Source organism: Micromonospora sp. NPDC005553 (assembly GCF_042871765.1).
Taxonomy (GTDB): Bacteria; Actinomycetota; Actinomycetes; order Mycobacteriales; family Micromonosporaceae; genus Micromonospora.
Genome location: NZ_JBIAJD010000006.1, coordinates 568,081 through 589,072, shown reverse-complemented (window position 1 = coordinate 589,072; position 20,992 = coordinate 568,081). Strand labels below are relative to the sequence as shown.

22 protein-coding genes and 1 pseudogene are annotated in these 20,992 nt (G+C 72.2%); 6 read left to right on the top strand and 17 right to left on the bottom strand.

The window, feature by feature from the left end; genetic code table 11:
• Positions 1-48 precede the first annotated feature (48 nt).
• The 6 genes from ACFYPG_RS26630 to ACFYPG_RS26605 all read right to left on the bottom strand — a co-directional run bounded on the left by ACFYPG_RS26630 (position 49) and on the right by ACFYPG_RS26605 (position 6,717).
• The gene (locus ACFYPG_RS26630; protein ID WP_387354220.1) at positions 49-1,470 is read right to left on the bottom strand and encodes a phosphatidate cytidylyltransferase; all 1,422 of its coding nucleotides are present in this window, start codon (positions 1,468-1,470) and stop codon (positions 49-51) included.
• A 455-nt stretch (positions 1,471-1,925) separates the two neighbouring features.
• Positions 1,926-2,483: a ribosome recycling factor gene (gene frr, locus ACFYPG_RS26625; RefSeq protein WP_204943784.1), complete on the bottom strand. Its 558-nt coding sequence runs from the start codon at positions 2,481-2,483 to the stop codon at positions 1,926-1,928.
• A gap of 83 nt (positions 2,484-2,566) precedes the next feature.
• Positions 2,567-3,334 (bottom strand): UMP kinase, encoded by a 768-nt coding sequence (gene pyrH, locus ACFYPG_RS26620; protein ID WP_030487501.1) that lies wholly within the window; start codon positions 3,332-3,334, stop codon positions 2,567-2,569.
• A gap of 161 nt (positions 3,335-3,495) precedes the next feature.
• Positions 3,496-4,323, bottom strand: coding sequence for a translation elongation factor Ts (tsf, locus tag ACFYPG_RS26615; RefSeq protein ID WP_091400300.1), 828 nt, complete (start codon positions 4,321-4,323; stop codon positions 3,496-3,498).
• A 134-nt stretch (positions 4,324-4,457) separates the two neighbouring features.
• The gene (gene rpsB, locus ACFYPG_RS26610) at positions 4,458-5,378 is read right to left on the bottom strand and encodes a 30S ribosomal protein S2 (protein WP_387354219.1); all 921 of its coding nucleotides are present in this window, start codon (positions 5,376-5,378) and stop codon (positions 4,458-4,460) included.
• Between the two features lie 274 nt (positions 5,379-5,652).
• Positions 5,653-6,717, bottom strand: coding sequence for a hypothetical protein (locus ACFYPG_RS26605; protein ID WP_387354218.1), 1,065 nt, complete (start codon positions 6,715-6,717; stop codon positions 5,653-5,655).
• A gap of 203 nt (positions 6,718-6,920) precedes the next feature.
• Between ACFYPG_RS26605 and ACFYPG_RS26600 the strand changes: the two genes are divergently transcribed.
• The 5 genes from ACFYPG_RS26600 (at position 6,921) to ACFYPG_RS26580 (ending at position 12,655) form a co-directional block, all read left to right on the top strand.
• Entirely contained in the window at positions 6,921-7,280 is a 360-nt protein-coding gene (locus ACFYPG_RS26600) for a YraN family protein (RefSeq protein WP_355005226.1), read from the top strand.
• Positions 7,281-7,310: 30 nt separating this feature from the next.
• The gene (locus ACFYPG_RS26595; RefSeq protein WP_387354217.1) at positions 7,311-8,831 is read left to right on the top strand and encodes a YifB family Mg chelatase-like AAA ATPase; all 1,521 of its coding nucleotides are present in this window, start codon (positions 7,311-7,313) and stop codon (positions 8,829-8,831) included.
• On the top strand, positions 8,828-10,045 hold the full coding sequence (gene dprA / locus ACFYPG_RS26590; RefSeq protein WP_387354216.1) for a DNA-processing protein DprA: 1,218 nt from the start codon (positions 8,828-8,830) through the stop codon (positions 10,043-10,045). Before ACFYPG_RS26595 ends, dprA begins: the two co-directional genes overlap by 4 nt.
• Positions 10,046-10,410: 365 nt before the next feature.
• Positions 10,411-11,397 (top strand): tyrosine recombinase XerC, encoded by a 987-nt coding sequence (locus tag ACFYPG_RS26585; protein ID WP_387354215.1) that lies wholly within the window; start codon positions 10,411-10,413, stop codon positions 11,395-11,397.
• A 76-nt stretch (positions 11,398-11,473) separates the two neighbouring features.
• The gene (locus ACFYPG_RS26580; protein WP_387354214.1) at positions 11,474-12,655 is read left to right on the top strand and encodes an aminotransferase class V-fold PLP-dependent enzyme; all 1,182 of its coding nucleotides are present in this window, start codon (positions 11,474-11,476) and stop codon (positions 12,653-12,655) included.
• A gap of 22 nt (positions 12,656-12,677) precedes the next feature.
• Here the strand turns inward: ACFYPG_RS26580 and ACFYPG_RS26575 are convergent.
• Positions 12,678-13,277, bottom strand: a pseudogene (locus ACFYPG_RS26575) (murein hydrolase activator EnvC family protein); the annotation flags it as partial.
• A 244-nt stretch (positions 13,278-13,521) separates the two neighbouring features.
• Here ACFYPG_RS26575 and ACFYPG_RS26570 point away from each other — a divergent pair.
• Positions 13,522-14,664, top strand: a complete 1,143-nt coding sequence (locus ACFYPG_RS26570; protein ID WP_387354213.1) for a sulfite oxidase — start codon at positions 13,522-13,524, stop codon at positions 14,662-14,664.
• 63 nt (positions 14,665-14,727) lie between these two features.
• Here ACFYPG_RS26570 and ACFYPG_RS26565 read toward each other — a convergent pair whose 3' ends face one another.
• The 10 genes from ACFYPG_RS26565 to rpsP all read right to left on the bottom strand — a co-directional run bounded on the left by ACFYPG_RS26565 (position 14,728) and on the right by rpsP (position 20,786).
• The gene (locus ACFYPG_RS26565) at positions 14,728-15,051 is read right to left on the bottom strand and encodes a DUF2469 domain-containing protein (RefSeq protein WP_007075222.1); all 324 of its coding nucleotides are present in this window, start codon (positions 15,049-15,051) and stop codon (positions 14,728-14,730) included.
• Positions 15,048-15,860 carry a ribonuclease HII gene (locus ACFYPG_RS26560; RefSeq protein WP_112699866.1) on the bottom strand — a complete coding sequence of 271 codons (813 nt, stop codon included), beginning with the start codon at positions 15,858-15,860 and terminating at the stop codon, positions 15,048-15,050. Before ACFYPG_RS26560 ends, ACFYPG_RS26565 begins: the two co-directional genes overlap by 4 nt.
• On the bottom strand, positions 15,854-16,333 hold the full coding sequence (locus ACFYPG_RS26555) for an NUDIX hydrolase (protein ID WP_387354212.1): 480 nt from the start codon (positions 16,331-16,333) through the stop codon (positions 15,854-15,856). Before ACFYPG_RS26555 ends, ACFYPG_RS26560 begins: the two co-directional genes overlap by 7 nt.
• A gap of 47 nt (positions 16,334-16,380) precedes the next feature.
• Positions 16,381-17,016: a signal peptidase I gene (gene lepB / locus ACFYPG_RS26550; protein WP_355005240.1), complete on the bottom strand. Its 636-nt coding sequence runs from the start codon at positions 17,014-17,016 to the stop codon at positions 16,381-16,383.
• 10 nt (positions 17,017-17,026) lie between these two features.
• Entirely contained in the window at positions 17,027-17,896 is an 870-nt protein-coding gene (gene lepB, locus ACFYPG_RS26545) for a signal peptidase I (protein ID WP_387354211.1), read from the bottom strand.
• A 183-nt stretch (positions 17,897-18,079) separates the two neighbouring features.
• Positions 18,080-18,436 carry a 50S ribosomal protein L19 gene (gene rplS, locus ACFYPG_RS26540; protein ID WP_088991045.1) on the bottom strand — a complete coding sequence of 119 codons (357 nt, stop codon included), beginning with the start codon at positions 18,434-18,436 and terminating at the stop codon, positions 18,080-18,082.
• Positions 18,437-18,579: 143 nt separating this feature from the next.
• Positions 18,580-19,353 carry a tRNA (guanosine(37)-N1)-methyltransferase TrmD gene (gene trmD, locus ACFYPG_RS26535; protein WP_355005242.1) on the bottom strand — a complete coding sequence of 258 codons (774 nt, stop codon included), beginning with the start codon at positions 19,351-19,353 and terminating at the stop codon, positions 18,580-18,582.
• Positions 19,354-19,364: 11 nt separating this feature from the next.
• Positions 19,365-20,033: a ribosome maturation factor RimM gene (gene rimM, locus ACFYPG_RS26530; RefSeq protein ID WP_355005243.1), complete on the bottom strand. Its 669-nt coding sequence runs from the start codon at positions 20,031-20,033 to the stop codon at positions 19,365-19,367.
• Positions 20,033-20,293, bottom strand: coding sequence for an RNA-binding protein (locus ACFYPG_RS26525; protein WP_186718042.1), 261 nt, complete (start codon positions 20,291-20,293; stop codon positions 20,033-20,035). The genes rimM and ACFYPG_RS26525 overlap by 1 nt, the downstream gene beginning before the upstream one ends.
• A complete protein-coding gene (gene rpsP / locus ACFYPG_RS26520) occupies positions 20,268-20,786 on the bottom strand; it encodes a 30S ribosomal protein S16 (RefSeq protein WP_355005244.1) in 519 nt (172 codons plus the stop codon). The genes ACFYPG_RS26525 and rpsP overlap by 26 nt, the downstream gene beginning before the upstream one ends.
• Positions 20,787-20,992 lie beyond the last annotated feature (206 nt).

The following is a 20,992-nucleotide window of genomic DNA, read 5'->3' as shown; positions in this document are numbered from 1 at the left end:
GGGCCGCGACCACCGGAGCCGGATGACCGGGACGCCGTGATTCATACCTCAGCTCACCACCGGCACGAAAACCGCCAACAGCAGGTAGGCCGTCGGCACCGCGAACAGGATCGAGTCCAGCCGGTCCATCAGACCGCCGTGGCCGGGCAGCAGGTTACTCATGTCCTTCACGCCGAGATCCCGCTTGATCATCGACTCGGCCAGGTCGCCGAGGACCGCCGCGCAGGAGACGGCCACCCCGAACAGCGCGCCCCACCAGGGGGCCACCTCGAACATCAGCCACAGCAGCAACGCTCCACCCAGGGCCGCCGCGGTGACCGAGCCGGCGAAGCCCTCCCAGGACTTCTTCGGGCTGATCGACGGGGCCATCGGGTGTTTGCCGAAGGAGACCCCGGCCGCGTACCCACCGGTGTCGGAGAGGACCACCCCGATCAGCGTGGCCAGGATGCGCAGATGCCCATCGCCGGGGGCCGCCGCCAGCAACGCCGCGAAACCGGCGAGGAACGGCACGTAGACGGCGATCAGGGTGGCCGCTGTGAGATCCCGCTGAAAGCCGGCCGGCCCGTCACCCAACCGCCAGACCATGGTGCCCAGCACGGTGACCAGCAGCCCCAGGCTGAGCGCGTCCGGGCCGGCGTACCAGGCCAGACCCACCGTCAACACGCCGCCGGCGATCAGGGGCACCAGCGGAGGATGCGCGCCGCTGCGTCGTACCGCGCGGGCCATCTCCCAGGTGCCGATGGCGACCGCGGCGGCGATCACCGGCAGGAAGGCCAACGGATAGAAGGCCAGCGGCACCACGATCAACGCGCCGAGGCCGAGCCCGACCCCGATCGCCGCGGGCAGGTTGCGCCCCGCCCGCCCGGTGCCCAGCTGCTGGGTGGCCGGTCGGTCGAGGCTGGCCCGACGTCGCCCCTTCGACCGTCGACCGGTCGTCGGCTCCGGCTCGACAGTCGGCTCCGGATCCGGCCCGATCTCGGCCCCGATGGGCGCCAGCTGCGTGGTCGGGTAATCGGCGTCGTCGTCATGACGGAACGGCCCGTCGGACGGTCCCGGGCCGTTGTACCGGCCGGGCTCGTCGAAAGGCGGGAGGCCGCCGCGGGAAGGGGCACCGTCCGCACCGGCGGGCGCGCGGTCGCCGTAGCGGTCACCGCGACCCCGGTCGTCGTACCGGTCGGGCTGGTTGCGGTCGTCGACGTGCCGGTCGCGGTCGTCGAAACGGTCGTGCCGGTCCCCGTCGTCGAAACGGTCGTCCGGGCGGACCGGGCGGCCACGCTCGTCGTACGGGTCCGCGGGCCACGGTTCGGCGTACGGCCGGGCGTGCGGATCGGCGTACAGCTCAGGGCCGGCGGCCGGACGGCGGCTCCACTGGCCGGCCTCCAGCTCCTGCTCCGGCCAGGGCAGCGCCACCGGGCGCTCCGGCCGGTCCCAGCCGCGAGGCTCGCTGCCGTAGGGGTCGGGGTGGGACATCACGCACCGCAAAGCGGCACGAGAACCACCACATGACGCAAGACCACAAGCATCCCCTACACGTGCGATGTTCCTCCGATTGACCGCCCCGACGGTCGGTCGATCCCCGGTGTTCACCACCCGGTGGCCGGGAATCCTGCCGAGCCTACTGCACACGCCGGATCGGCACGGCGGACGAGGCACGCCCACCGACGCCACCCGGCGCCGCCGGCCCGCCGGCCAGCGATGCACACCCATCCGGTACGGCCTACAGCAGGCAATCCGCAGCCGTCGATCCGACTCGTCCGGTGCGCGATCGAGTACTCAGCGAACCCGCCCGGCGTGGTCCGCTGGTGCCGCACGCTGGACACCGGCGAGCAGTTCGCCGAGAGCACCAGAACCGTCTGGATCCCCTGCTGACCCAGGTATGGAACGAGGCCCGTTCCCGACGTCGGGAACGGGCCTCGGAGCATGGGTCACACCTCGAGCAGCTCGGTTTCCTTGTGCTTCACCAGGTCGTCGATGTTGGCCACGTACCGCTGGGTCAGGTCGTCGAGTTCCTTCTCGGCGCGGCGGCCGTCGTCCTCGCCGGCCTCGCCGTCCTTGACGATCCGGTCCAGCTCCTCCTTGCCACGGCGGCGGACGTTACGGATCGCCACCTTGGCCTCCTCGCCCTTGTGCCGAGCCACCTTGATCATGTCGCGGCGGCGTTCCTCGGTCATCTGCGGGAGCAGGATGCGCAGCTGGTTGCCCTCGTTGTTCGGGTTCACCCCGAGGTCCGAGTCGCGGATCGCCTTCTCCATCGCGTTGATCTGCGAGTTGTCGTACGGCTTGATGATGGCCATCCGCGGCTCGGGAACCGCGATGGACGCCATCTGCGTCAGCGGCGTGGGCGTGCCGTAGTAGTCGATGATGACCTTGGAGAACATGGCGGCGTTGGCGCGACCGGTACGGATGGCGCCGAACTCCTCCTTGGCGTGCTCAACCGCACGCTCCATCTTCTCCTCGGCCTCGAGGAGGGTGTCGTCGATCACCGGTCTCCTCGCCTCCTTCTGTGCTCGTGGTGGGCTCTGCTGAAAGTCGTCAGACCGCTGTCGTCGTCGCCGGTGGGCGGGGTTCAGGCGGTGATCAGGGTGCCGATCTTGTCGCCACCCACCGCGCGGATGATGGTGTCGTCACCCTGCGCGCCAAAGACCAGCATCGGCAGACCGTTCTCCATGCAGAGGCTGAACGCCGCCGCGTCGGCCACCCGCAGGTTGCGGCGCAGCGCCTCGGAGAAGGTGATCGAGTCGAGCTTACTGGCGGTGGGGTCGATCCGCGGGTCGGCGGTGTAGACGCCGTCCACGCCGTTCTTGCTCATCAGCACCACGTCGGCCCGGATCTCCAGCGCCCGCTGGGCGGCCACCGTGTCCGTGGAGAAGTACGGCATCCCGGCGCCGGCGCCGAAGATGACCACGCGGCCCTTCTCCAGGTGCCGGATGGCCCGCAGCGGGATGTACGGCTCGGCGACCTGGGCCATCGTGATGGCGCTCTGCACCCGGGTCTCGATGCCCTCCTTCTCCAGGAAGTCCTGGAGCGCGAGGCAGTTCATCACCGTGCCGAGCATGCCCATGTAGTCGGCGCGGGCCCGGTCCATCCCACGCTTCTGCAGCTCCGCGCCGCGGAAGAAGTTGCCTCCGCCGACCACCACGGAGACCTGCACGCCGCGGCGGACCACTGTGGCGATCTGCCGGGCGATGGCCTGGACGACGTCCGGGTCGACGCCGATCGCGCCGCCACCGAAGACCTCACCGGAGAGCTTCAGCACCACCCGGCGGGCGCGCCCCGGCGGCGGTGCCGTCGGATCGTCCAGCTCCAGCGTCCGGTCACTCACAACCTGCGTCATCCGCCCCGCCCTTCCCCACGCGCACGCCCCGTGCGGCGCGTACCGCGAACCTGCCGCTGCCGACCCTATGTGACGAGGAGGCCGCGGTGCCTGTCACGTACACCGGCGGCCTCCTCGTTGACGTCTTCTGCCCACGGGCGCGCGTGGCGCCCGGTGGCGGCTCAGGCCTGGCCGACCTCGAACCGCACGAAGCGGGTGACCTCGATGCCGGCCTCGGCCAGCAGCTGCTTCACCGACTTCTTGTTGTCGGAGACGGACGACTGCTCGATCAGGACGAAGTCCTTGAAGAAGGAGTTGACCCGACCCTCGATGATCTTCGGCAGGGCCGCCTCGGGCTTGTTCTCCTCGCGGGCGGTCTGCTCGGCGATGCGCCGCTCGGACTCGACGACCTCGGCCGGAACCTCGTCCCGGGTGAGGTACTTCGGCCGCATCGCGGCGATCTGCATCGCCACACCACGGGCGTCGGCGTCGCCGGCCTCGTCGGTCTTGCCGGTGTACGACACCAGCACGCCGACGGCCGGAGGCAGGTCCTGGGCCTTGCGGTGCAGGTAGACGGCGGTGGTGCCCTCGACCCGGGCGAACCGGTTGAGCACCAGCTTCTCGCCGATCTTGGCGGACTGCTCCTGGATCAGGTCCGCGATGACCTTGCCGTCGAGCTCGGAGGCGAGCAGCTCCTCGGCGGAGTTCACGCCGGCGCGCTCACCGTGCTCGACCAGCTGCTGGCCCAGCGCGATGAACGACTCGGTCTTGGCGACGAAGTCGGTCTCGCAGTTGAGCTCGAGCAGCGCCTTGCCGGAGTGGGCGACCAGGCCGTTCGCAGCCGTACGGCCGGCCCGCTTGCCGACGTCCTTGGCGCCCTTGACGCGCAGGATCTCGACGGCCTTGTCGAAGTCGCCCTCGGCCTCGGTCAGCGCCTTCTTGCTGTCCATCATGCCGGCGCCGGTGAGGTCGCGGAGCTTCTTGACGTCCGCGGCGGTGATTTGGGACATGGCTCTCTCTTCGATGTTGAGACGGCGTGTGGATGGTCAGAGGTGCCGGTTACCCGGATCCGGGCGGATAGTGCCCGGCGTACCGTCGCCGCCCGCCGTCCGCGAAAACGGACGGCGGGGCAGCGACGGTGCGATCACTCCGCGGTGGCGGCCGCCGGCTGCTCGGTGGCGGTTTGCGCGGGCTGCTCCGGGGTGGCGGGCTGCTCGGTGGCGGCGGCGGGCTGCTCGGTGGCGGCAGCGGCGGGCTGCTCGGCCGGGGCGGCCTCGTCGGCCTTCTTCGGCTCCAGCAGCTCGCGCTCCCACTCGGTCAGCGGCTCGTCGCTCGCGACACCCTCGGGCTTCTCGTCGTTGCCCCGGCGACGGCCGGAGCGCGCGATCAGACCATCCGCGACGGCGGCGGCGACGACCTTGGTCAGCAGCTCCGCCGAGCGGATCGCGTCGTCGTTACCCGGGATCGGGAAGTCGACCTCGTCCGGGTCACAGTTGGTGTCCAGCACCGCGATCACCGGGATGCCCAGCTTGCGGGCCTCGTCGACGGCGATGTGCTCCTTCTTGGTGTCGACGATCCACACCGCGGCGGGAAGCTTCTGCATGTCCCGCAGGCCACCGAGGGTGCGGGTCAGCTTGATCTTCTCGCGGGAGAGCTGCAGGGTCTCCTTCTTGGTGTAACCGGCGGCGGTGCCGCTGAGGTCACCCAGGCCCTCCAGCTCCTTCATCCGCTGGAGCCGCTTGTAAACGGTCTGGAAGTTGGTCAGCATGCCACCGAGCCAGCGGTGGTTGACGTACGGCTGGCCGACCCGGGTCGCCTGATCGGCAATCGCCTCCTGGGCCTGCTTCTTGGTGCCGACGAACAGGATGCTGCCGCCCTCGGCGACGGTCCCACGCACGAACTCGTACGCCTTCTCGATGTACTCGAGGGTCTGGCGCAGGTCGATGATGTAGATGCCGTTGCGCTCGGTCATGATGAAGCGCTTCATCTTCGGGTTCCAGCGCCGGGTCTGGTGCCCGAAGTGGACACCGCTCTCCAGCAGCTGACGCATGGTCACGACGGCCATGGTTGGGGTACTCCTCAAGGTCCCTGGTTGTCACGCCCGGCCGGTGGCCGGGCGTCCTGGCGCCTGGTCGCCGACCCATGGTGGACCCGATCAAGATCGGGACCAGGGAGGCCGTCGCTCCACGACGATTCGTGAAGAGGGCGCGCGAGGTCGACCGCACGAGGCGGTCGCCAGTTGGCCAGTGTACGCCCCTCACCCTTTCAGCCGCCCCGGGGTGCGCGTGGCGTGCTGCTCCGCCGCCCGCCGCTCTCTCGCGCGAGTTGCGCGGGCCGGGTCAGCCGGCGGCGAGCGCGGCGGCCACGAAGAGCACCAGGCCGACGGTCAGGTAGGCCGTCGGTGGGCGCAGCCAGCCCCGACCGTTGTCGGCGAGCGCCAGACCTCCGGTTCGTAGCCCGTACAGCCCGGTCGCGAAGATCGGCAGTCCGGCAACCAGGGCGATACCCACCACCACGTTCCCGGCGTCCACCGGGTCGCCGGTCACGCCCGCGAGCAGCACCCGCAACGCGGGGACCTCGAAGACCAACACCAACAGAGCGAAGAGTACGGCCAGCACCGGTCGCCTGGTCCGATAGACGCCGTCGGCGGCCGGCGGATACACCGGTGGCTCACCTGCGGGCAGGTCGGGTCGCGGGCCGATCCCGGGCATCGGGCCGGTCGGCATCTCCAGCGGATGCGGCGTGTCGACGCCACCCCGGGTCGGCTCGATGATCGGGTACCCACCGAGCGGAGCGGGACGAGCCTGGTCAGCGAGCACGCCGGCCGGCGCTGTCGACGTGCTGTCGCGGGTGGTCTCCGGCGCCGCGCTGGTCACCGGAGATCCCGCCGTGGTCGTCTCTCGGGCGGCTCGGCGTCCGGGTAGCTCTCCGGAGGTCTCCGACGGGTCCCGGTCCGCCCGCCGCGACCGGGTGGCCCGGTAACCGTCCGCCTCCGGCCGCGCCACACCCAACGGGTCGACCGCGCCGAAACGCCCCGAATCAGCCTCGCTCCCGCCGAACCGACCGGTCTGAGCGTCCAGGGCGCCAAAGCGACCCGAGTCCGACTCGGGCGTACCGAAGCGGCCCACGTCCACCGCGCTCAGGCGACCCGAATCCGACTCCGGCGTACCGAAGCGGCTCTCGTCGACGGCGCCGAAGCGTCCCGAGTCCGGCTCGCGCCGGCGGCCGACGCCGGTGTCCTCGACGGAGCGGTCGTCTTCAGCGCCACGCGGCTCGGGGATCTCACCGTCCCGGTACCGCGGGTCGCCCGCGCCACGCCAGTCCGACTCGCCGTAACCGCGACCCCGCTCGTCGGGGTACCAGCGCGACTCCTGATCTTCCGGGAAACTCCGTCGTCCGTCCACGTCAGGCACCGTATGCGACCGGCCACGCCCGCGCCATTTCAGCCCCGCCGAACGGGCCCTCGATCGTCGGGGCAGCGCGGACACGGGTGGCCCCGTAGCACAGCGCGGGCATGATCGTCCGACTGTCCACAGCACCCCTGTTGTCCACAGGCGGGCTGCTGCCGGGTCGCGGCGACCACCCTCCGGCGGGCACCGTGCCGGCCATGACGAAGCGGAACCAGGCGGTTGGCGCGTACGGCGAGCAATGTGCGGCCCGGCACCTGACCGAGGCCGGGCTGCGCCCGATCGCCCGGAACTGGCGCTGCCCGGCCGGAGAGATCGACATCATCGCGTGGGACGGGCCTGTGCTCGCCTTCTGCGAGGTGAAGACCCGCCGGGGTGAGGGCTTCGGCACCCCGGCCGAGGCGGTCGTACCGGCCAAGGCCCGCCGGCTGCGAGGGCTCGCCGCGCGGTGGCTGACCGAGACCGGCACGACCGCCGAGGAGGTGCGCTTCGACGTGCTGTCGGTGCGGCTGCCCGACGCGGGTCCGGCGCAGGTCGACCACCTCAAGGGCGCGTTCTGACATGCGTTTCCGGAGGATCGGTGATGTGCCGTGAGCTACGCCAAGGTGCTCTGCGTGGGGTTGGTCGGGGTGACCGGACACCTCGTCGAGGTGGAGGCCGACCTGGCCGCCGGCCTGCCGGCGGTGGTGATCTCCGGCCTGCCGGACACCGCCCTGCACGAGGCCCGCGACCGGGTCCGCGCCGCCGTGGTCAACTCCGGCCAGCGCTGGCCCAACCGGCGGATCACCCTCAACCTGCTGCCCGCCACGCTGCCGAAGTTCGGCTCGGCCTTCGATCTGGCCATCGCCGCGGCGCTGCTGGGCGGCTCGGGTGAGTTGCCGCTGCTCCCGCTGGAGGGAGTGGTGGTCCTCGGCGAGCTGGGGCTCGACGGGACGGTCCGGCCGGTGCGCGGCGTACTCCCGATGGTCGCCGCCGCGGCCCAGGCCGGCGTCGCGCGGGTGATCGTCCCGGTCGGCAACGCCGCCGAGGCCGCCGTCATCCCCGGCGTACGGGTGCGAGCGGTGGACAACCTGCACCGGCTCGTCGCCTTCGTTCGGGACGGGACCCCGCTGATCGAACCACCGGCGGACATCCCGGAGCCGCTGAGCGGTGGGCCGGATCTCGCCGACGTCGCCGGGCAGCAGCTGGGTCGGCGCGCCTTGGAGGTCGCCGCGGCCGGCGGGCACCACGTGGCACTCCTCGGCCCACCGGGCGCCGGCAAGACGATGCTCGCCGAACGGCTGCCGTCGATCCTGCCCGAACTGGACGACGACGCGGCGCTGGAGGTCACCGCGCTGCACTCGGTCGCCGGGCTGCTGCCGCCGGGTGGTCGGCTGCTGCGTCGCCCGCCGTTCCAGGCGCCGCACCACACCGCGACCGTTCCGGCGCTGGTCGGGGGTGGCTCGGGGCTGGCCCGACCCGGCGCGGTGTCGCTGGCGCATCGCGGGGTGCTCTTCCTGGACGAGGCTCCCGAGTTCAGCAAGGGCGCGCTGGAGGCGCTGCGCCAGCCGCTGGAGCACGGCCGCATCCAGCTGAGCCGCAGCGGGGGCGGCACCGTCTATCCGGCCCGGACCCAGCTGGTGCTGGCTGCCAACCCGTGTCCGTGCGCAAAACCGGCTGGCGACGCGCACTGCGAGTGTTCGCCGCTGGCTCGCCGCCGCTACCTGGGAAGGCTCTCCGGGCCGCTGCTCGACCGGATCGACGTCCAGGTGCGGCTGATGCCGGTGCGGGCGGCCGAGCTGATGGCGACCGACGGCGGTGTCGAACCCTCGGCGACGGTCGCCGCCCGGGTGGCGGCGGCCCGGCAGGCGGCGGCCAGCCGCTGGGCAGACCTCGGCCGACGGCTCAACGCCGAGGTGGAAGGGCCGCACCTGCGCCGACCGCCGTGGCGGCTACCGGCCCGGGTCACCGTGGAACTGCGGGGCCGGCTCGACTCCGGCTCGCTGTCGGCGCGCGGCTTCGACCGGGTGATCCGAATGGCCTGGACCATCGCCGATCTCGACGGCCGCGACCGACCTGACCAGGACGACGTCCGGGAGGCGCTTCAACTACGGACGGGGGAGGCGGCATGAGCGCCGAGGAGGAACGACGGCTGGCCCGGGTCGCCCTGACCTGGTTGGCCGAGCCGGGCACGCGCGCTGTGCATCACCTGGTCGAACGGCACGGTCCGGTGGAAACCCTGGAACTGCTGCTCGACGGGGGCAGTCCGGACGGCTGGCTGCACACCACTGTCGCCGCACGCTCGGCGGCCGGCGACGCGAGGGCGGTGGCCGTGGAGGCCCTGGAGCGGGCCGACCGACTGGGTGCCCGCCTGGTCACGCCGGACGACGAGGAGTGGCCGGCCCAGGTCGCCAGCCTGGCCGCGTTGCGGCTGCCGGACGTCAGCCGCCGGGTGGACGCTGAGACCGCCCCGCCGCTGTGCTTCTGGGTGCGCGGGAGCTGGCCGCTCGGCGAGGCTCTGGATCGTTCGGTGGCCGTGGTCGGGGCGCGGGCGGCCACCGGATACGGGCAGCACGTCGCGACCGAGCTGGGGTACGGCTTGGCGGAGCGGGACTGGACAATCGTGTCCGGTGGCGCGTTCGGCATCGACGCCGCCGCCCACCGGGGCGCACTCACCGCTGGCGGTCTGACCGTCGCGGTGCTCGCCTGCGGGCTCGACCGTCCGTACCCGATGGGCAACGCCGCGCTCTTCGACCGGATCGCCGAGACGGGGCTGCTGGTCAGCGAGTGGCCGCCCGGTGCCGAGCCGCTGCGGCCCCGGTTCCTGATCCGCAACCGGGTGATCGCCGCGGGCACCCGGGGCACCGTCGTGGTGGAGGCGTCGGCGCGCAGTGGCGCGACGCAGACCGCGCGGCGAGCCGTCCACGCCGATCGGGTGGCCATGGTGGTGCCGGGGCCGGTGACCTCGGCGATGTCCGTCGGCGCGCACGAGTTCCTGCGCGAGTTCCCCGACAAGGTCCGGCTGGTCACCGGGGTGGCGCACGTGTTGGAGGAGGTGGGTCGGATCGGCGCGGACCTGGCCCCGCTGGCGCGTGGACCGCAGCGGGCCACCGACGCGTTGGATGACGACGCGCGGTCGCTGCTGGAGGCGCTGCCCCGCCGTGGCGCGATGGGCGTGGACCGGCTCTCCGCGCGCGCCGGCGTCGACGTACGGACCGCGTTGCGCAAGCTGTCTCTGCTGGAGGAACTGTCCATGGTGGTCCGTCGTGACGACGGCTACGCCCTCGCCGTACCCGCCAGACAGCAGCGTGCGGCGGCGGAGACGTCCGGTCGGCCTGTTGCCTGAAGGGATGCGTCAGCGCAGCCCGGCCGGCGTGGTCGTCCGGATACCCGTGCCTTCTCGCGGTCGGGATCCTGGCAGCCTCTCGCCGTCGGGATCCCGGCCAGCCGACACTGCCGGTACCGTGCCCGCTCATGGGTGCAATCAAGCCGTGGCACATCAGCGTGCTCTGCTGTCTCGCCGTGACCGCCGTGCTCGTTGTCGGCCTGGTCGTGTTGCTGAGCAAGAGGAACAACCGCCGCTAGTCGGGGGTGGACGCCGGCAGCGTCGTGTTCGGTGGCGGCCGCGGACCGGCCGTAGGCTGGTGCCGTGTCAGCCGTCAGTGAGGGTGCCGGGGCCGAGGAACCGGCCGGCACGTCGGCGTGGCCACGATGAGCCGACCGGACCGGGGCACCCGGGCCATGCACCAGGCACTCCCGCCAGCGTTGCGCGACGCTGTCGACGACTTCGCCGAGCACCTGTCCCGGGTCCGTAACCGCTCGGCGCACACCGTCCGCGCGTACGTCACCGATCTGGTCTCGCTGCTCGACCACGCCGTCCGGATGGGCTGCGTCGACCTCGCCGAGCTGGACCTGTCAGTGCTGCGCAGTTGGCTGGCGCGGCAGCGCACCACGGGTGCGGCCCGCACGTCGTTGGCCCGGCGGGCCGCGTCGGCGCGGGCATTCAGCGCCTGGGCACACCGGGCCGGCCTGCTCCCCGCCGACGTGGGCGCCGCGCTGGCCAGCCCTCGCGCGCACCGGGATCTGCCCAGCGTGCTGCGCGCCGATCAGGCCGCCGCTCTGGTCGAGGCGCCGTCCCGGCAGGCACCTCCCCCGAACCCGCCAACGGAGTCGGGCCCGAGCGAAGCCGCCGAGGCGGTTCCGCTCCGGGACCGGGTGCTGTTGGAGCTGCTCTACGCGACCGGCGTACGGGTCAGCGAGGCCTGTGGGTTGGACGTCGGGGACGTCGACCACGGCCGACGGGTGATCCGGGTGTTCGGCAAGGGCGGGCGGGAGCGCTCGGTGCCGTACGGGGTGCCCGCCCAGCGGGCGTTGGACGACTGGCTGCGCCGTGGCCGCCCGGTGATGGTGGGCGCCCGCTCCGGCGACGCGCTGCTGCTGGGTGCGCGGGGTGGTCGGCTCAACCCGACGACCGCCCGTCAGGTTGTCGGTGCGTACGCCGAGGCCGCCGGGCTCCCCCCGACCAGCCCGCACGATCTGCGCCACTCCGCTGCCACCCACCTCCTGGAGGGTGGCGCGGACCTGCGCGCCGTGCAGGAACTGCTCGGCCACTCGTCGCTGGCGAGCACGCAGATCTACACCCACGTCTCGGTCGAGCGGCTGCGTACCGCCTACCGGCAGGCGCACCCGCGCGCCTGATCAAGGGCCGGAGAGCGCGCACGCCCGCCCTGATCAAGGGCCGCGGGCGCGCGAGCGTGGCGGTTACGATCATCAGGTGAGCGTCCCGAATCCTCCTGAGCCGATCCCGGGCGCCCGCCTGCTCTTCTCCCTGGACCCGGCGGTCAGCCACCTCAACCATGGCTCGTTCGGCGCGGTGCCGATCAACGTGCAGCGCGCCCAGCAGCGGCTGCGCGACGAGATGGAGGCGAACCCGCTGCGCTTCTTCACCCAGGGGCTGGTGGACCGGATCGCGCACACCCGCCGGCACCTCGCCGGGTTCCTGGGCGCCGACCCGGACGGCAGCGCCCTGGTGGGCAACACCACCACCGGCGTCGCGGTGGTGCTCCAGTCGATTGGTCTCAAGGCCGGCGACGAGGTGCTGAGCACCGACCACGAGTACGGGGCGGTGAGCCTGGCGATCCAACGCGAGTGCCGCCGCACCGGCGCGGTCAGCCGAGGCCTGCCGATCCCCCTGACCGCCACCGACGAGCAGATCGTGCAGAGCATCCGCGCCGGCCTGCGCCCAGGGCGGACCCGGTTGCTCGTCATCGACCAGCTCACCTCGGCCACCGCGAAGCTCTTTCCGACCGCCGCCATCGTCGGGGTGGCCCGCGAACACGGCGTGCCGGTCCTGGTGGACGCCGCGCACGCCCCGGGCATGCTGCCCATTTCGGTGGCCGGCATCGGCGCGGACTTCTGGGTGGGCAACCTGCACAAGTGGGCGTTCGCACCGCGTGGGACCGCCCTGCTGGCTGTGGCACCGCAGTGGCGGGACCGGATCGAGCCGCTGGTGGTGTCCTGGGAGCAGGAGTCGGGTTTCCCGGCCCGGCTCGAGTGGCAGGCCACGCTCGACTACACGTCCTGGCTGGCCGCCCCGGCGGGCCTGTTCACGATGCGCAGCCTCGGCGTCGACCGGGTGCGGGCGCACAACGCGGCGCTCGCCGCGTACGGCCAGCGGGTGGTGGGGGACGCCCTGGGGGTGGCCCCCGCCGATCTGCCCGACCCCGGCGGGTCGGGGGTGGCTCTGCGGCTCATCCCGCTGCCGGCCGGCACTGGCACCACGATCGACGCGGCGCGGGCGTTGCAGGCGCGGATCGGTGAGCGGCTCGCCGCCGAGGTGGCGGTGATGAGCTGGAACGGCCGGGGGTGGCTGCGGCTCACCGGCCAGGTCTACAACGCCACCGACGAGTACGAACGGCTGGCAGCACGGCTGCCGGCACTGCTCGCCCAGCGCTGACCGGACGGCCGGGAGCGGACACCCGGGCCGGGCCGACCGGGAGCAGGCGCACCGGGCCGAGGCCGAGCAGGGCCAGCGGGTCAAGATAGTCCTCGCCGCGGCGCAGGCCCCAGTGCAGGCACGCCTCGGCCGGGCACCCCGGATGCCCGGGCAGCAGCTCGCCCAGCGGCGCGCCGGCGGTGACCGGCTGGCCGGAGCGTACGCCGGGTCGGACCGGCTCGTGAGTGGTCCGCAGCCCGTCGGCGTGCCCCACGGTGACCACTGGTCGACCGGCCACCAGACCGGCGAAGAGCACGGTGCCCGGCCCGGCGCTGCGGACCACCGCGCCAGCGGGAGCGGCCAGGTCGACGCCGCGATGGCCGGGCAGCCACGGTCGCGGCGGCGGGTCGAAGCGGCGCACCGGACGGGGTGGCCCGTCGAGCGGCCAGCGAAACCGCCCGGCGGGCGTCGGGGCGACGATCGGCTCCCCCAGGGCCGCGACCGGCACGGTCGGGGTCGGGGGTTGGCCGGGCACCGCCGCTGCCAGCACCGCCAGCCCGCAGAGCTGGACGGTCAGCGCGAGCGGGAGCGCGGCGCAGAGCAGCACAGTGCGGCGGATCGAGCGGACGGATGGCTGTCGCATGACGGCAGCCTCCGGCCGACGCCGGGTCGTCCGCCAGCCCGGCCGACGAGGCTGTGGACAACCGGAGGCGCTGTGGACGACCACCCGACGCCCTCGATGATCTGCTATGCCCGAGACGGCGGAACGATGGCCACGGCCCGCCGCGAGAACGCGGCCGCAGCTCCGGTGCCGTTCTCGGGCCGCCACGCAGGGCCTAGGCTGGGCCGCGTACGGCGGGTGCCGCCGTCTGTGCCGGGGAGGCCGCATGACCACTCTCGATGACCGGACGTCGTCCCCCACCGGGCCCACTGTGGCCGACGTGAGCGGCCCGTCCCGGCTCGCGGAGCCGGACGAGACGATCAGCGCCGAGGAGCTGCAGCTCGCGGCCCGCAACCACGGCATCCCGTTGGAGGCGCTGCGCTACGACGTCACCCCGGCCGGGTTGCACTACCTGCTGATCCACTACGACATCCCGGAGCTCGACCCGGAGACGCACACACTGACCATCGGCGGCGCGGTCGACAGTCAGTTGACTGTCACCCTCGCCGATCTGCGCGAGCGGCCCCGCGTCACCCGGCAGGTGACACTGGAGTGCGCCGGCAATGGGCGAGCCCTGCTGCACCCTCGACCGGTCAGCCAGCCCTGGCTGGTCGAGGCGGTCGGCAACGCGGAGTGGACCGGCACCCCCCTCGCTCCGCTGCTGCGGGAGGCGGGCGTCGACCCGGATGCGGTGGACGTGGTCTTCACCGGCGCCGATCACGGTGTGGAGCGTGGAATCGAGCAGGACTACCAGCGGGCGCTTCCGGTCGCCGACGCGCTGCGCGAGGAGGTGCTGCTGGCGTACGAGATGAACGGCGCTCCCCTGCTGCCGCAGCATGGCGCGCCGCTGCGGCTGATCGTGCCGGGCTGGTACGGAATGGCGCACGTGAAGTGGGTCCACTCGATCGAGCTGCGGACCGAGCCGTTCGAGGGGTACCAGAACGCGGTGGCCTACCGCGTACGTCGCGACGCGGACGACCCGGGCGTGCCGGTCACCCGGATCGAGCCACGGGCGCTGGTCCGTCCGCCCGGCTTCCCCGACTTCATGTCCCGTCGTCGGGTGCTGCGACAGGGCCCGTGCACGCTGGATGGTCGGGCCTGGTCGGGGCACGCCCCGGTGGTCGCCGTGGAGGTGACCACCGACGGCGGGCGGAGCTGGGTGCCGGCCGAGCTGGACCCGGCGGACGCGGGGGACTTCGCCTGGCGGCGCTGGCGGCACGAGTGGGTCGCCACCCCCGGCCGGTACGTGCTCGGCGCGCGGGCGACCGACGCGTCCGGGCGGACCCAGGCGGTCGAGCAACAGTGGAACCGTGGCGGCTTCGCCAACAACATGGTGCAGCGGGTCGAGGTCGTGGTGCCGACCGAGTGATCGGCGGCGAGTGTCAGGCCACGGGTGGGGGCCCCGTGGCACGGCCCGGCGGCTCGGGTGCGCTCAGCCGCCGAAGCCAGAGTCGGCGGGCAGTGAGATGTCGGGCTTCTCGAGCTCCTCGACGTTGACGTCCTTGAAGGTCATCACCCGGACGTTCTTCACGAAGCGGGCAGGACGGTACATGTCCCATACCCAGGCGTCGTGCATCTCGACCTCGAAGTAGACCTCGCCGTCGGAGTTACGCACGTGCAGGTCGACCTGGTTGGCCAGGTAGAACCGGCGCTCCGTCTCCACCACGTAGGAGAATTGGCGGACAATGTCGCGGTACTCCCGGTAGAGCTGCAGCTCCATCTCGGTCTCGTACTTCTCGAGATCTTCCGCGCTCATCGCACTCCGCCTTCCATGGCCACATCTTCCCCCACCGGCGTCGGAGGCCGAGGCTGCTCGCCCAACGCCACGCCGACGGTACCCCCTGACGCCCACGAGCGCTCCATCGGCTCGTCCGGGCCGTGGCCGCCGGGCCGTCGGGCGCGCGGCGGCCGGCCGTCGCGGCCGGAGACCGCGGCGACATTGACGTACGAGAACCGGTGCTCCCGGCACGGCCCGTGCTCCCGCAACGCGGCCGAGTGTTCCGGGGTGATGTAGCCCTTGTGCTCGGCGAAGCCGTACGCCGGGAACACCCCGTCCAACTCCACCATGAGCCGGTCCCGGGTGACCTTGGCCAGCACACTGGCCGCCGCCACACACGCGGCCACCCGGTCGCCCTTCCACACCGCCAACCCGGGCACGCCCAGGCCGTCCACGCCGAACCCGTCGGTCAGCACGTACTCCGGGCGGGTGGTGAGCGAGGCGAGCGCCCGGCGCATCGCGGCCAGGTTGCACACGTGCAGACCCCGGGCGTCGACCTCCTCGGCCGGGATGACCACAACGGCGTACGCGAGCGCGCGGTCCACCACCTCCGCGTACACCCGTTCCCGGCTGGCCGGGGTGAGCAGCTTCGAGTCGGCCAGCCCCTCGATCTCGCCGCGCCGACCCTCGGGCAGCACCGCCGCGGCGGCGACCAGCGGACCGGCACACGCCCCCCGGCCGGCCTCGTCGGCGCCGGCGACGTGTCGGAAGCCGCGCCGCTGCAACGCCCGTTCGAGGGCGTACAGGCCGGCCTCGCGGCGCACCACGGTGCGCGGTGGGGTCAGCACGACGTCTCCACCCCGGAGGTCGGGGGCAGGAACTGGCTCAGCAACGCGGGCAATTCGGCGGGGTAGAAGCGGTCGCCGCTGGCCACGAGGGCGTCCGGCAGCCACCAGCGGTGACCGGCGATGCTGCGCTGCTCGATGTCACTGAAGCCACCCGTGTCCACCTCCCAGGACGGCACCCGGAGGACGAAGAAATCCTGCACCTGGCGATACCACCCGCCGTCGAACGGGAACTCGGTCGTGTCGGACCAGACCGGCTCGCCCAACTCGGCCGGGTCGACCCGCAGCCCGGTCTCCTCGGCCAACTCCCGGGCAGCGGCAACCGCCGGCGCCTCTCCCGGATCCAGCCCACCGCCCGGCGTGAACCAGTAGTGGTGCCCAGGTCGAGCCGGGTCGAAGCCCTCGAACAGCAGCACCTGGCCGGCCGCGTCGACGAGCAGCACGCGAGCCGCGCGTCGAGGGGTGTAGACGGTCACCGCACCAGCCTGCCAGACCGACGGCGGATCGCCCACGCCCCGTCGGCCTACGGCTTGGGGATGCCGTCGAACCCGTCGGGCACCGTCAGCCAGGTGGCCCGGTTGACCGGCCAGAAGACGGTGAACGCCCGCCCGACCACATCTTTCTCGGGGATGGTGGCCTCGGTGATGTCCTGCTGGGACTGCTGCCAGTGCTCAAGTGAGTCGCCGGAGGCGGAGCGGTGGTCGCCCATCACCCACAGCCGGCCCTCCGGCACGGTGATGTCGAACTCCTGGTCGGCGGCCTTGTCGCGAATCCCGTCCATGGAGAAGATGTACGGCTCGTCCAGCGACTTGCCGTTGATCACCAGCCGTTCCTCGGGGTCGCAGCAGACCACGTGGTCGCCGGGGGTGCCGATCACCCGCTTGATGAAGTCCTCACCGTCGGGGTTGCCGCTCCACGCGGTCGGTGCCTTGAACACGATCACCTCGCCGCGGTGCGGTGACCGGAAGTCGTAGACCAGCTTGTTGACCAGCACCCGGTCATCGATCTTGAGAGTGTTTTCCATGGACGGGGAGGGGATGAAGAAGGTCTGCAGCACGAAGGCGCGGACCAGCACCGCGACCAGGATCGCCACACCCAGCAGGATCGGCAGCTCCTTCCAGAAGGAGCTGCGCGGCTTGTCGGTCTGCTCGTCAATCACGCCAAGGAGCCTACGTTGCCCGGCTGGACGGCACCGTCCGGAACGCGCGGGAACCACGTAGCGCGGCTGCCAACGGAAGCATCAGCAGCACACCGCCCTGCGGAGTCGGTCGCGCCGGAGTCGCACCGGGGGACGCCGTGGCCGGCCCGGAGACGTCATCGAACGTGGACGGCACCGACAGCGCGCTCCACCGCGACGACGGCCAGACCACCATGAAGGCCCGGCCGACCACGTTGTCGATCGGCACCGGCCCCTGGCAACGCGCGTCCTGGGAGACCTCACGGTGGTCACCCATCACGAAGATCTGACCGGGTGGCACGACGATCTCGTCGAAGCGCCGGGAGCGACACTCCGCCGGGTTGGGTGGCAGGTCCAGGGGTGAGTCCCGCAGGACGTACGACTCGTTGAGCGGGACGCCGTTGACGGTCACCCGGCCCTGACTGTCGCAGCACTTGACCCGGTCACCGGGCAGACCGATCACCCGCTTGATGAAGTCCTTCTCACCGGGGCGGCTCACCCCGACCAGATCGCCGACGGTGCGGGCGAGCCGGCCGCCGACGCCGGGCTTCGGCTGCTCGTCGACCTGCGGCGCCCAGCGGTCGGTGCCCCGGAAGACCACCACCTCGCCGCGCAGCGGGTCACGAACGTCGTAGACGACCTTGTTGACCAGCACCCGGTCACCGACGAGGAGGGTGTCCTCCATCGAGCCGGACGGAATGAAGAACGCCTGGAGCAGGAAGGTGCGGATCAGCACCGCGAGGCAGAACGCGACCACCAGCAGCAGCGGCAACTCCTGCCAGAGCGGCATCTGCCGGCGGGTGCGGCGAGCCCGTCGGCGCCACGGATCGACGGTGCCGTCCTCGTCAAGCGTCTGCACCACGCCACTCCCCGGTCCGCAGAAAACACCACCGCCCGGGAGCCTCGTCGAGGCTCCACGGGCGGTAGTGGACAACTACCCGCCACCTGGGCGGGACCGCTGCCTCGCTGCGCCCGTACCGACCAGGGTAGTGCCCTCTGGTCGGTACGGCATACGCGCAGCTCGGGCGGCGTGGCGAGCGGGAAGTCAGCTGGGCTGCTTCTCCCGCTTCTCCTTGATCTTGGCCTTCTTGCCGCGGAGCTCGCGCAGGTAGTAGAGCTTGGCGCGACGCACGGCACCGCGGGTCACGACCTCGATCCGGTCGATGCCCGGGCCGTTGAGCGGGTAGGTCCGCTCGACGCCGACACCGAAGCTGACCTTGCGGACCGAGAAGGTCTCGCGCAGACCGTCACCCTGGCGGCGGATCACGACGCCCTGGAAGATCTGGACACGGGACCGGTTGCCCTCGACGACGCGGGCGTGCACCTTGACGGTGTCACCGGCCCGGAAGTCGGGAAGGTCGGTCCGCTTCGACTGGGCGTCAAGGGCGTCCAGGATGTTCATCGCTGCGTCCTCGTAAGGCTCACGGCGCACCGTCACTCGGTGCGCGGGTGGGTGATTCTGATTCCCGGGTGGTGATCGGCGGACCGACCCCGGTCGGGGATCCTCGCAGCCGACCGCGGGCGCGGACGGATGCGGCAACCCCCCTACTTTGCCACATCCCCCGGTGGAGGTTGAAATCCAGCCTGGTCCAGGGCCGCGATGTCCCGTTTGTCGAGCCGATCGGCCGGCAGCGCGGCCAGCAGATCCGGCCGGCGGGCGGCCGTGCGCAGCAGACCCTCCTCGCGCCGCCAGCGGGCGATCCTGCCGTGGTCACCGGAGCGGAGCACGTCCGGCACGTCGTGCCCACGCCAACTCGGCGGCTTGGTGTAGATCGGCGCCTCCAGCAGCCCGTGCGCGTGCGACTCCTCGTCCAACGAGCCCGCGTTGCCCAGCACCCCGGGCAGCAGCCGGGTGACCGCTTCCAGCATCACCAGGACCGCGACCTCGCCGCCGAAGAGCACGTAGTCACCGAGCGAGACCTCGGTGACCGGCATCCGGGTGGCGGCGTGCGCCAGGACCCGCTGGTCGATCCCCTCGTAGCGGCCGCAGGCGAAGAGCAGATGCGACTCGGCCGCCAACTCGTACGCCATGGCCTGGGTGAAGGGGGCACCGGCCGGCGACGGCACCAGCAGCCGTGGCGGCGGGGCGTCGAGCGGCGCGAGGGCGTCCAGTGCCTCACCCCACGGCTCGGGGCGCATCACCATTCCCGGCCCGCCACCGTAGGGGGTGTCGTCGACGGTGCGGTGCACGTCGTGGGTCCAGGTCCGCAGGTCGTGCACGGCGAGCTGGAGTACGTCGTTGGCCCGAGCCCGTCCGATCAGCGACAGGTCCAGCGGGGCGAAGTACTCCGGAAAGATCGACACGACGTCGACGCGCATGCGGGCTGGTCCTAAAGGTCGAGCAGTCCGGCTGGCGGGTCGACGATCACACGTCCGCCGGCCAGGTCGACCTCCGGAACGATCGCCCGGACGAACGGGATCAACGCGATACGCCCCTCGGGGCGCCGCAGCACCAGCAGGTCGGACGAGGGCGCGTGGTCGATGCGGGCGACCTCGCCCAGGCGTTCGCCGGCAGGGGTCACCACGGCCAACCCGACCAACTGGTGGTCGTGGAACTCCTCCGGGTCGTCCGGTGGGGTCACGTCGGCGCTGTCCACCACGAGCAGCGTCCCACGCAGCGCCTCGGCGGTGTTGCGGTCCGGGATGCCCTCGAACGCGATCAGCACCCGGCCCTGGTGGAAGCGGGCTTCCTCGATGGTCAGCTCCGCGGGCACCCGGAACGGCACCCCGGGCTCATCGCTGGCCGGCGGGGGTGTCGCCCCCGGCTCAGTGCGCAGCACACCGCTGCTGCGCGGGGACGCAGTCGGGGGCGTCGCCCCCGGCTCAGTGCGCAGCACACCGCTGCTGCGCGGGGACGCAGTCGGGGGCGTCGCCCCCGGCTCAGTGCGCAGCACTGTGCCGGGGGCGAACCGTGCCTCGGGCTCGTCGGTCCGCACCTCCACGGTGACCTCACCGCGGACACCGTGCGGCTTGCCGATCCTGCCGACGACGAGCTGCATCAGTACGAGTCGACGATGTCGACGCGAACCCCGCGCCCGCCGATGGAGCCGATCACCTGGCGCAGCGCCTTGGCGGTCCGGCCGGACCGCCCGATCACAGTGCCGAGGTCCTCGGGGTGCACGCGGACTTCGAGCCGCTTACCCCGACGGGAATCGACCAACCGCACCCGGACGTCGTCCGGGTGGTCGACGATGCCCTTGACCAGGTGCTCCAACGCCGGACGCAGTGGCATGTCAGGCCTGCTCACCGGCGTCGGCAGCGGCCGGCGCCTCGGCGGCCGGAGCCTCGGTCTTCGGCGCCTCGGCGGCCGGAGCCTCAGCCGGAGCCTCGGTCTTCGGAGCCTCGGTCTTCGGAGCCTCGGCAGCCTTGGCGGCCTTCTTGGCCGGCTTGGCCGGGGTCTCCGGGGCGAGCCCGGCGGCGGCCTTCGCCTCAGCCTCGTACGCCGCCTTGCGGTCGGCCCGCTCGGGGGCGACCAGGAGCGGCGGCGGGGCCGGCAGGCCCTTGTACTTCTGCCAGTCACCGGTCAGCTCCAGCAGACGCTGCACCGCCTCGCTCGGCTGAGCGCCGACGGACAGCCAGTACTGGACCCGCTCCGACTTGACCTCGATGATCGAGGGGTCTTCCTTGGGCTGGTAAACCCCGACGAACTCGATCGCCCGACCGTCACGCTTGGTGCGCGAGTCGGCGATGACGATGCGGTACTGCGGGTTGCGGATCTTGCCCATCCGCAGGAGCCGGATCTTTACGGCCACAGTTGTTTCGCTCCTGTTGCGATCTCACCGGCCCAGGCGGGCGGTGTGCATGGGTGAGCGCCGACCGGACCCGTGGGGTTGGGCCGGAGACAACTCGGTGGACTGGCGACGCGCCCGGGTTAGAGGGCGCCGGACGCGCGCCGGATACCAGCGACCTATTCTGCCAGATCCGATGCCGATCTTCCGCATCGGACCCGCACACCGCG